Origin of the sequence: Streptomyces sp. T39 (assembly GCF_008042045.1) — a bacterium.
Classification (GTDB): Bacteria; Actinomycetota; Actinomycetes; order Streptomycetales; family Streptomycetaceae; genus Streptomyces.
Genome location: NZ_RDBP01000012.1, coordinates 2,709,199 through 2,720,030, shown reverse-complemented (window position 1 = coordinate 2,720,030; position 10,832 = coordinate 2,709,199). Strand labels below are relative to the sequence as shown.

Annotated in this window: 7 protein-coding genes; 3 read left to right on the top strand and 4 right to left on the bottom strand. The window is 73.5% G+C overall.

Going from position 1 to position 10,832, the window contains the following annotated elements; all coding sequences use genetic code 11:
- Positions 1-266: 266 nt before the first annotated feature.
- From EAO77_RS13400 to EAO77_RS13385, 4 genes are read right to left on the bottom strand one after another with little or no spacing between them, the layout of a single operon-like run.
- A complete protein-coding gene (locus tag EAO77_RS13400) occupies positions 267-917 on the bottom strand; it encodes a response regulator (protein ID WP_147988221.1) in 651 nt (216 codons plus the stop codon).
- On the bottom strand, positions 910-2,262 hold the full coding sequence (locus tag EAO77_RS13395; protein WP_147988220.1) for a sensor histidine kinase: 1,353 nt from the start codon (positions 2,260-2,262) through the stop codon (positions 910-912). Before EAO77_RS13395 ends, EAO77_RS13400 begins: the two co-directional genes overlap by 8 nt.
- Before the next feature lie 37 nt (positions 2,263-2,299).
- The gene (locus EAO77_RS13390) at positions 2,300-3,091 is read right to left on the bottom strand and encodes an ABC transporter permease (protein ID WP_147988219.1); all 792 of its coding nucleotides are present in this window, start codon (positions 3,089-3,091) and stop codon (positions 2,300-2,302) included.
- Positions 3,088-4,035: an ABC transporter ATP-binding protein gene (locus EAO77_RS13385; protein WP_147988218.1), complete on the bottom strand. Its 948-nt coding sequence runs from the start codon at positions 4,033-4,035 to the stop codon at positions 3,088-3,090. The genes EAO77_RS13390 and EAO77_RS13385 overlap by 4 nt, the downstream gene beginning before the upstream one ends.
- 254 nt (positions 4,036-4,289) lie before the next feature.
- Between EAO77_RS13385 and EAO77_RS13380 the strand changes: the two genes are divergently transcribed.
- The 3 genes from EAO77_RS13380 to EAO77_RS13370 all read left to right on the top strand — a co-directional run bounded on the left by EAO77_RS13380 (position 4,290) and on the right by EAO77_RS13370 (position 10,796).
- Positions 4,290-6,152 (top strand): ABC transporter ATP-binding protein, encoded by a 1,863-nt coding sequence (locus EAO77_RS13380; protein WP_147988217.1) that lies wholly within the window; start codon positions 4,290-4,292, stop codon positions 6,150-6,152.
- Positions 6,149-8,062, top strand: coding sequence for an ABC transporter ATP-binding protein (locus tag EAO77_RS13375; protein WP_147988216.1), 1,914 nt, complete (start codon positions 6,149-6,151; stop codon positions 8,060-8,062). Before EAO77_RS13380 ends, EAO77_RS13375 begins: the two co-directional genes overlap by 4 nt.
- Positions 8,063-8,777: 715 nt before the next feature.
- Positions 8,778-10,796 (top strand): M4 family metallopeptidase, encoded by a 2,019-nt coding sequence (locus EAO77_RS13370; protein WP_147988215.1) that lies wholly within the window; start codon positions 8,778-8,780, stop codon positions 10,794-10,796.
- The last annotated feature ends 36 nt before the right edge of the window (positions 10,797-10,832 follow it).

Here is a 10,832-nt window from a genome sequence, read left to right as displayed (position 1 = left end):
GCGGACGAGTCCTCGCACGCCGGACGGGCCGGCCCTCCGCCCCGCCGGACAGGCGGAAAGCGGCCGGCCGCCCGACAGGCTGACGCACCCGGCCCCATGAGCCCAGAACACGCGGACGGCCCGGTTCACGGCCCCGCCGAACACCACCCGCGCCCCGGCGATCGCGGCACGGCCCGCGGACGAGTCCTCGCACGCCGGACGGGCCGGCYCTCCGCCCCGCCGACAGGCGGAAGAAGCCCGCCCCGTGGGCCGAACGCCCCCGTCGGCTACGAGGTGCCGAGGATGCCGCGGTCGTACGCGGTCGCCACCGCCGCCGCGCGGTCCTTCGCGCCGAGTTTGGCGAAGATGTGGGTGAGGTGGGTCTTCACGGTCGCCTCGCTGATGAACAGCTCCGCCGCGATCTCCTTGTTCGACGTGCCCTTGGCGACCAGTTCCAGTACGTCCTTCTCACGTGCCGACACCTGCTCGACGCCCGGTGCCACCGGGGTGCGCACCCGGGACACCAGCCGGGAGGCGACGGCCGGGGAGAGCACGGTCCGTCCTTCGGCGGCCGCGCGCACGGCGGTGAACAGCTCGTCGCGCGGGGCGTCCTTGAGGAGGTAGCCGGTGGCGCCCGCCTCGATGGCGGGCAGCGTGTCGGAGTCGGTGTCGTAGGTGGTGAGGACCAGCACCCGGGAACGGGCGCCCCGGCGGGCGAGTTCGGCGATGGCCGCCACTCCCCCGCCGCCCGGCATCCGCAGGTCCATGAGGACGACGTCCGGGTCGAGGCGGACGGCGAGTTCGACGCCCGTGACGCCGTCCGCGGCCTCTCCGAGGACGCGGAAGCCGGGCGCGGACTCGAACATGCCGCGCAGGCCGTCCCGGACGACGGGATGGTCGTCGACGACGATCAGGGTGATGGTGTGCGACTCAGCCATGGCGCACCAACGGTACGCGAGCGGAGACGGCGGTGCCCTGACCGGGTTCGGACTCGACGGCCGCGGTGCCGGCGATGCGTTCGGCGCGGGCGCGCATCCCGGCGAGGCCGAAGCCGCCGGTGCGCGAACGGGGCGGCAGGGCGTGGGGGTCGAACCCGCGCCCGTCGTCGCGGATGTCGAGGGTGACCTCGTCGCCCATGTAGGACAGGGTCACGCCGACCCGCGTGGCGGCGGCGTGCCGCGCGGTGTTGGCGAGGGCCTCCTCCGCGATGCGCAGCAGCGTGGCGGCGACCTCGTCGTGAAGCGGCTCCTCGGTGCCGGTGACGGTGAGACGGGCCGGGACGCCGTGGTCGTCGGACCAGGCGCCGACGGTGCGCTCCAGGGCCTCGGGCAGGGTGTCGTGCTCCAGTGCGGCGGGAGTGAGGTTGTGCACCGAGCGGCGGGCCTCGCCCAGACTGTGGCGGGCGAGGTCGGCGGCGCGGTCGAGATGCTGGCGGGCCAGGCCGGGTTCGGCGGCCGACTGCACCACCTGGAGCTGGGCGATGATGCCGGTGAGGCCCTGGGCGATGGTGTCGTGGATCTCCGCGGCGATCCTGCGCCGCTCGTCGGAGATGCCCGCTTCCCGTGCCTGGAGCAGCAGTTGGGCGTGCAGGCCCGCGTTCTCCTCCATGGCCTGCTCCAGGCGGGCGTTGGTGTCCTCCAGCTCCTTGATGGTGGCGAGGCGCTGCCGGGCGCGTTCGGCCTCCTGCACACCGATGTTCGTGAAGACCACGCACAGGGAGCCGTTGAGGACGTACAGCACTCCGAAGAGCATCCAGTTCATCCCGGACGCGGGCGGCAGGCCGCCGGACTGGGAGCCCGCCATGGTGACGGCGGTGGCCAGCAGTCCGACGCGGGCACCGCGCCGCGGCAGCAGGTCGGCCGCGTCGAAGTAGCCCATCACCGCGTAGATGGAGAACAGCGGGTTGAGCCAGGTCAGCACGAAGGCGACGAGGGTCCGCAGCGCGAAGTGGAGCTGCGCGGCCGGGGCGTGCTCGGGCACGCCGGCGCGTATCGCGCTCCATCGCCACTCGACCGCGAGGGCCACCAGCACCAGACCGCCGGCCGCGTACATCTCGCCCGACGTCATGAACACCGGGGCGCTGGCGGCGGAGACGACGGTGGCGAGCGCGAGCAGGGCGTAGGGGCCGTGGGCGAAGAAGCCCGCCCACCGGATGTCCGCCTGTTCGGCGTCCGGCGACGGCTTCGCCGTCCGCCGGAGGCGGTCCCACCGGCCGCCCGCCGCGCGTCCCCGTGGGGCACGTGGCGCATGGGGTGCCCTGGGCACCGTGTCCGACAGTCTCATGCGCACAGTGTCCACCGCGCCCGCTCCCTCCATCCCGTCATTCCCAGCGGAACCAGCGGATCGCGGCCGCCGTGAGCACGGCCGCCCACAGACCGGTCACCGTCAGGTCGCCCCAGGCGGGCCAGCCACCCGCGGCGGCCCGGTCGAGCGCCTGGGCGGCCGCGCCGAACGGGGTGAAGCCGACGACGGTCTCCAGGGTGTCGGGCATGGCCTGCACCGGCACCCAGACACCGGCCGTGAACATGCTGGGGAAGAAGACGGCGGAGCCGACGGCGGTGGCGATCTTCTGGTTCGGCGACACGGCGCAGACCGTGGCACCGAGTGCGAGCGCGGCGGCGGTCGTCACCAGCAGGGCGAGCACGTATCCGGCCGCCTGCCCCGGCAGCGCCACGTCGAAGGCGGTCCGCCCGACGGCGAGCGCGATGACCGCGGAGGCGACGACCGCCGCTCCGTGGAGCACGAGTTGGGCGGTGAGCAGTGCCGACGGCCGGACCGGTGTGGTGTGCATCCGGCGCAGGATGCCGCGTTCGCGGTAGCCGGTGAGGACCGGCGGCATCGCCTGGAGCCCCGCCATGATCGTGGCGAGCAGGACGACGACGGGGACGTAGAGGTCGATGACGCGCAGCCCGCCGAGGTCCGCGGAAGGCTCGCGGAAGGACGGGATCAGGCCGAGGATCGCCAGCAGCACGGTCGGGAAGAAGAGGATCCAGAAGATGGAGGCGGGCTCGCGGCAGAACAGCCGTGCCTCGGTGCGCAGGACGGCGAGGGCCGCGGCGCGGCGCACACGGGCGGGGGTGGCGGTGGCCGTGACGGTGACGGTGCCGGTCATCGGGTGGTCTCCTCGGGTGCGGGGGCGGACGCGCCGCCGGCCGGTGCCGCGGATCCGGTCAGGTCGAGGAAGGCGTCGTCCAGCGACGCGTCGGCGACCCGGAGCCGGGCGGCGGTGATGCGGTGCCGGGCGAGCAGCGACACGACGGCGTCGACGGTCTCGTCGGTGCCGTTGATGACGATCCGGTCCGCCCGGTGCTCGATCGACACCGCCTGCGGCAACCGGTCCATTTCGTCCTGGTCCAGGGGCGCGGAGGGGGTGAAGGAGATGACGGTGGACGCGGTGGAGCGGGCCACCAGCCCGGCGGGGGTGTCGAGGGCCGCCACCCTGCCCTTGTCGATGACGGCGATGCGGTCGCAGAGCCGCTGCGCCTCCTCCATGAAGTGGGTGACCAGCAGGACGGTCACCCCGGAGTCGCGCACCTCCTCGATGAGCTGCCAGGTGTCCCGGCGGGCCCGGGGGTCCAGTCCGGTGGTCAGCTCGTCGAGGACGACCACCCGGGGGTTGCCGATCAGGGCGAGCGCGATGGACAGGCGCTGTCGCTGGCCCCCGGAGAGCGCCGCGAAGCGGGTGGTCAGCTTGTCCTGAAGGCCGAGACGCCCGGCCAGCGGACGCCAGTCGGCGGGATGTTCGTAGAACGTCGTGTACTGCTCCAGCGCCTCGCGGACGGTGATCTTCGGCTGGAGCTCGCTCTGCTGGAGCTGCGCGCCGAGCACCGTCGTGAGCCGGTCGTGGTCGCGCACCGGGTCGAGCCCGGCGACGGTGACCGTGCCGGCGTCGGGGACGCGCAGCCCCTCGACGCATTCGACGGTGGTGGTCTTGCCCGCCCCGTTGGAGCCGAGGATCCCGAAGATCTCGCCCTCCTCGACGGTGAAGCTCACCCCGTCGACGACGTCGCGTCCGCCGTATGCCTTGCGCAGGTCCTTCACTTCGACAATCGCCATGCCGGAAGCCTCCCGCGGGGGCGACGCCGCCGGTATCGGCCATCGCGCTGGACGGCGCATCGTCCGATCGCCCGGGCATCGTCCGATCGGACGATGCCCGGGTACGACCTCCCGTGGCCGGCCGGGCCGGGGACGCGGCGGCGCGTGGCCGCGGCCCACGGAGGCCCCTGGGCCGCGCCGGGGATGCGGGGGGCGGGCGTGGCGGCCGGAAAACCACGTGAGGCTGTCAGTGGCGAACCGTAGGCTCGCTCCTGATGCCCTCCTTCGACAACGACACCCAGGACCGGTCCGCCGTGCGCTCGCTGCTGCGCCTGTGGCCGTACGTACGGCCGGTGCGCACCCGGCTCCTCAGCGCGGCGTTCGTCGCGATAGTGGCCTCGTGCCTCAGCCTCGTCATCCCGCTGGTGCTCAAGTGGATCGTGGACGGTCCCGTCGCGGACGGCGACCCCGGCGGGGTGTGGCTCGGGGCGCTGGTGCTCCTGCTCCTCGGCATCACCGAGGCGGTCCTCTTCGGCTTCCGGCGCTGGCTCGTCGCCCGCCCGCTCGCCGGGGTGGAGGCGGCCATGCGCGCCGACCTGTTCCGCCATCTCCAGCGGCTGCCGGTCGCCTTCCACGACCGGTGGGCCTCGGGGCAGCTGCTGTCACGCGGCACCACGGACCTGATGCTGCTGCGGATGTTCCTGGCGTTCCCGCTGACCTTCCTGCTCGTCAACGGCACCACCATCCTGGCCGGTTTCGTCATCCTGCTCCTCCAGGAGTGGACGCTCGGACTGCTGCTGCTCGCCCCGGTCGTGCCGCTGGTCGTGGCGTGCTCCCTCTTCGAGTCGCGGTACTCGCTGGTCGCCCGGCGGGCGCAGGACCAGGTGGGCGACCTGACCACCGTGGTCGAGGAGAGCGTGCTGGGCATCCGGGTGGTCAAGGGCTTCGGACGCCACCGCAGCCAGGCCGCGGCCTTCCGTTCGCTGGCGGAGCGGCTGCGCGGCACCGAACTGGTCAAGGCCCGTCTGCTGGGCGGGATCTGGGCGCTGATCACGGTGATCCCCGAGCTCGCGGTCGGTGCGGCCCTGGTCCTCGGCACCGTGCAGGTCGCCGACGGCGAGCTGTCCGCGGGCACCCTGGTGGCGTTCCTGTCGACGGCCCTGGCGCTGCGCTGGCCGGTCGACTCGATCGGCTTCCTGCTCGCCATGAGCCAGGAGGCCGCGACCGCCGCCGACCGGTACTTCGAGGTGATGGACGCCGCACCGGAACAGGAGACCCACGACCGGCCCCCGGGCGCGGACCGGACGGCGGCCACGGCGGACGGGCTGCGCTTCGAAGGGGTCGTGTTCGGCTACCCGGACGCGCCCGAGGGCAGCGAGCCGGTCCTCCGCCGGATCGACCTGCACGTGCGCACCGGCGAGACGATGGCGCTCGTCGGCGGCACGGGCAGCGGCAAGACGACGCTGACGGCACTGGTGCCCCGGCTGTACGACGTGGACGCGGGGCGCATCCTGCTGGACGGCGAGGACATCACCGGCCTGCCCCGCGAGCGGCTGCGGGAACTGGTCTCGGTCGCCTTCGAGGAGCCGACGCTGTTCTCGGCGAGCGTCGGCGAGAACGTCCTGATGGGCGCGGGCGGGGAGGCGGACGAGGCGGATCTGCGGCGCTCGCTGGACATCGCGCAGGCCGGATTCGTGGACGGACTGCCGCAGGGGGCCGACACCCAGGTCGGCGAGCAGGGCCTCAGCCTGTCGGGTGGTCAGCGCCAGCGTCTCGCGCTGGCCCGGGCGGTCGTCGGGCAGCCGCGCTTCCTGGTCCTCGACGACCCGCTGTCCGCGCTCGACGTGCACACCGAGGCGCTGGTGGAGGCGGCACTGCGCCAGGTGCTCGCCGCCACCACCGCCCTGGTCGTGGCGCACCGCCCGTCGACGGTGATGCTCGCCGACCGGGTCGCGCTGCTGTCCGGCGGACGGATCGCGGCCGTGGGCACCCATCACGAACTGCTGCGCACCAACGCCGAGTACGCATGGCTGATGTCTGGCGGCGAGGAGCGGAAGGTGCCTGCCGGTCCGCCGGACGGACCGGACGCGGCCGGTGCCGCGGAGAGCGCCGCGGGCGCGGAAGGGAGCATCCGGTGACGGCGGGTCCGGCAACGGTTCCGGGACGGGGACCGGCGAAGGAGCGGGCACAGGACGCGGATCCGGACGAGGGTGCGGGAGGTCCCGGCTCCCCGGCGGAGCCCGGTCCGCGGACCGGCGATCCGTTCGACCGGGACGCCCTGCCCGCGCCGGCCGGCGCCACGGGCGCGCTGCTGCGGTCGCTGCTGGCACCGCGCCGTGCCCGGGTCGCGTTCGCCGCGGTGCTCCTGCTGCTCCAGCAGGCGGCGGTCCAGGCCGGCCCGCTGCTCGTCGCCTACGCCATCGACCGGGGCGTGCCCGCCGTCCGGGCGGGCGACCACGGCCCGCTGGTGGCGGTGGGCGCCGGCTACGCCGTCTGCGCCATCGGGGCGGGTGTGCTCCAGTACGGCTTCATCCGCGCCTCGGCGCGGGTCAACCAGGACGTGCTCCTCGACCTGCGGGGCCGTATCTTCCGGCACGCGCAGGCGCTCAGCGTCGACTTCCACGAGCGGTACACGTCGGGCCGGCTGATCTCGCGCTCCACCACGGACGTGGAGTCGCTGCGGGAGCTGCTGAGCGAGGGTCTCCAGGAACTGATCGGCGTCGTCCTGTCGTTCGTGTACATCTCCGCGATGCTCCTCTGGCTCGACCTGGGGCTCGGCGGCGTGGCCGTGGCGTCCTTCGTCCCGCTCTATCTGCTGGTGCGGCTCTACCAGCGGCGGGCGAAGTCCGTGTTCCTGACGCGTTCGTCGGCGATCGCCGCGGTGATCGTGAAGTTCGCCGAGACGATGAACGGCATCCGTCCGGTGCGCGCCTTCCGCCGGGAGCGGGCCAACGACGAGGCGTTCGCCGGGCTGAACCACCGCCATGAGCGAAGCAACGGGGACGCGCTGCTGGAGATGGCCCGCTATGTGGTGGGCTCACGGCTGGTCGCCAACACGGCGGTCGCCGCGATGGTGCTCTGGGGCGCGTACCGGGTGGCCTCGGGCACCCTGGCGCTCGGTGTGCTGGCGGCGGCGGTGCTGTACCTGCGCCGCCTGTACGACCCGATCGACCGGCTGGGGATGTTCCTCAACTCCTACCAGTCGGCGGCGGCGTCGCTGGAGAAGATCGCCGGTCTGCTGGCCCAGGTGCCGTCCGTCCCGGAGGCGGCCCACCCGCGGGAGCTGCCCGCGCGGGGCGGCCCGGGGGCCGGCCGCGAGGTGGTCTTCGAGGGTGTCGGCTTCGGCTACCGCACGGGCGGCGAGGTGCTGCCGCGCTTCGACCTGACGATCCCGGCCGGGCAGACGGTGGCCGTCGTCGGTTCGACGGGCGCGGGCAAGTCCACCCTGGCCAAACTCCTCGCCCGGTTCTACGACCCGACCGAGGGGCGGGTGCTGCTCGACGGGACGGACCTGCGCGACCTGTCCCTGCCCGAACTGCGCCGCGGGGTGGTGATGGTGACGCAGGAGGCGTTCCTGTTCTCCGGCACGGTCGCGGAGAACATCGCCGTCGGCCGCCCCGGGGCGAGCCGCGAGGAGATCGAGCAGGCGGCGAAGGCGATCGGCGCGCACGACTTCGTCGCCTCGCTGCCCGAGGGATACGACACGGACGTGCGCAAGCGGGGCGGGCGCATCTCGGCAGGCCAGCGCCAGCTGGTGGCGTTCGCGCGGGCGCTGCTCGCCGATCCGGCGGTGCTGATCCTGGACGAGGCGACGAGCTCGCTGGACATCCCGGGCGAGCGGGCCGTGCAGCACGCGATGGACACGGTGCTGCGGGGCCGCACGGCGGTGGTGATCGCGCACCGGCTCTCGACGGTGGAGATCGCGGACCGGGTCCTGGTGATGGAGTCGGGACGGATCGTGGAGGACGGCGCGCCGGACGAACTCATCGGTGGCGAGGGCCGCTTCGCGGGCCTCCACCGTGCGTGGCGGGAGAGCCTGGCCGGCTGACGGGTCGGGTCCGCGCCGCCGCCGCACGGCTGACGGCGCGGACCCGCCCAGGCGCGGGGGGGCGTGATCCCGCGGGTGCGGACGTACACGCCCCGGCGGGCGTGCCACGGGCACGCGGACGCACCGGCTCCGCCGACGGCGGGCGGGCTCGGCGTCCGGCAGAAGGTGGCGTGCGGGCATCCCCGACGGGCGCGGTGGGCACGCCTCGCCGGGCGCGGCACGCGGGGTCCTCCGGGGGCGGCACGCGTGTTCCTCCGGGGGCGGCACGCGGGGTCCTCCGGGCGCGGACGTACGCGCTCCGGCGGGCGGGGCGTGCGCCGGGGGCGCCTGGATCCGGCCAAGCGCCGGGGGCGTCCGCCCCCGGGCCGCGACGCCACGCTCCACACTCCTGTCACATGGCGAGACGCCCCCGCGGGGCACCGCGGCCCATTCGTCCCCGGCCTGGGGCGACATCCCGGAGACACCGTCCGCACACGCGACGAAACGTCCGCTTAACGAACACCAGCCATCGGACACCGGACGATTTCCGGCCAACTTCTTGTCGCGCTCCTGACAGGAACCGTTCACGGCTGCCACTCTTCCCCCGTTCCACGCAACGGTGCTCCACCGCTCCAGATCCACCGTGCCGCACCGTGTTCCACGCTCCGCATGCCCCACTGCACGCCCGGCCGGCCCGACCCAGCCGACCGGTACCCCCCTCGCAGAAGGAGTCCGCGTGAGACCCACGCATCGCCGTCGCGCCACCGCGACCGGAGCCCTCATCGCGTCGGCCGCACTGATAGCCGTCGGCTTCCAGACCGGCACCTCCGCCGCGGCCCCCGCGGCCGCCCCGGCCGCACAGGCGACCGCGGCCGACCCGGGCGCCCTGCCCAAGAGCCTCACCCCGGCTCAGCGTGCCGAGCTGATCCGCGAGGCGACCGCCACCACGGCCGCCACCGCGAAGGAACTGGGCCTGGGCGCCCAGGAGAAGCTCGTCGTGCGCGACGTCACGCAGGACCGCGACGGCACCACGCACACCCGCTACGAGCGCACCTATGCCGGCCTGCCGGTCCTCGGCGGCGACCTGGTGGTCGCCGAGTCCGCGGGCGGCACCACCGAGGCGGTCACCAAGGCCAACCGCGCCCAGCTCAAGGGCATCGCCACCACCGCCGGCGTGGCGGCCGCCACCGCCGAGAAGCAGGCGCTCGGCGCCGCGAAGGCGGAGGGCTCCAAGGCGACGAAGGCCGAGCGCGCCCCGCGCAAGGTGGTCTGGATGGGCACGGGCAGCCCCACGCTCGCCTACGAGACGGTGGTCGGCGGCCTCCAGCACGACGGCACCCCGAACGAGCTGCACGTGGTCACCGACGCGGCCACCGGCGAGAAGCTCTTCGAGTGGCAGGCCGTCCACAACGGCACCGGCAACACCCAGTACAGCGGCACGGTCACCCTGGGCACGGCCCCGTCCTACACCCTCACGGACACCACCCGCGGCAACCACAGGACGAACAACCTCAACCGGGGCACGTCGGGCACCGGCACGCTGTTCTCGGGCTCCGACGACGTCTGGGGCGACGGCACCCCGGGCAACGCGGAGACGGCCGGCGCGGACGCCCACTACGGCGCCGCGCTGACGTGGGACTACTACAAGAACGTGCACGGCCGTTCGGGCATCCGGGGCGACGGCGTCGGCGCCTACTCCCGTGTCCACTACGGCAACAACTACGTCAACGCGTTCTGGCAGGACAGCTGCTTCTGCATGACGTACGGCGACGGCTCGGGCAACGCCAAGCCGCTGACGTCGATCGACGTCGCCGCGCACGAGATGACGCACGGCGTCACCTCCAACACCGCGGGCCTGGTCTACAGCGGCGAGTCCGGCGGCCTGAACGAGGCGACCAGCGACATCTTCGCCGCGGCCGTCGAGTTCCACGCCAACAACAGCTCGGACGTGGGCGACTACCTGGTCGGCGAGAAGATCGACATCCGGGGCAACGGCACGCCGCTGCGGTACATGGACAAGCCGAGCAAGGACGGCTCGTCGAAGGACTACTGGTACTCCGGCATCGGCAGCATCGACGTCCACTACTCCTCGGGACCGGCGAACCACTGGTTCTACCTGCTCTCCGAGGGCAGCGGCGCGAAGACGGTCAACGGCGTGAACTACGACTCGCCCACCTCCGACGGTCTGCCGGTCACCGGCATCGGCCGCGAGAAGGCCGCGCTGATCTGGTACAAGGCGCTGACCACCAAGTTCAACTCGACCACCAACTACGCGGCCGCCCGCACCGGCACCCTCGCCGTGGCGACCGAGCTGTACGGCGCGAGCAGCGCCGAGGTCAAGTCGGTGACCGACGCATGGGCCGGCATCAACGTCGGCGCCCGCCCCGGCGGCGGCAACCCCGACCCGGGCACGGTCTTCGAGAACGCCGCCGATGTCGCCATCCCGGACGCCGGCGCCGCGGTGACCTCCACGGTCAACGTGACCGGCCGCACCGGCAACGCCCCGGCCACGCTGAAGGTCGACGTGGACATCGTCCACACCTGGCGCGGTGACCTGGTGATCGACCTGGTCGCCCCGGACGGCACCGCCTTCCGCCTGAAGAACTCCAGCAGTTCGGACTCGGCGGACAACGTCCAGGCGCAGTACACCGTGAACGCCTCCGGCGAGGTGGCCAACGGCGCCTGGAAGCTGCGGGTGCAGGACGTGGCCCGCTACGACACGGGCTACATCAACAGCTGGAAGCTCACCTTCTGAGCCGGCGTCACACCGGCTGAGCACGGCTGAGCCACA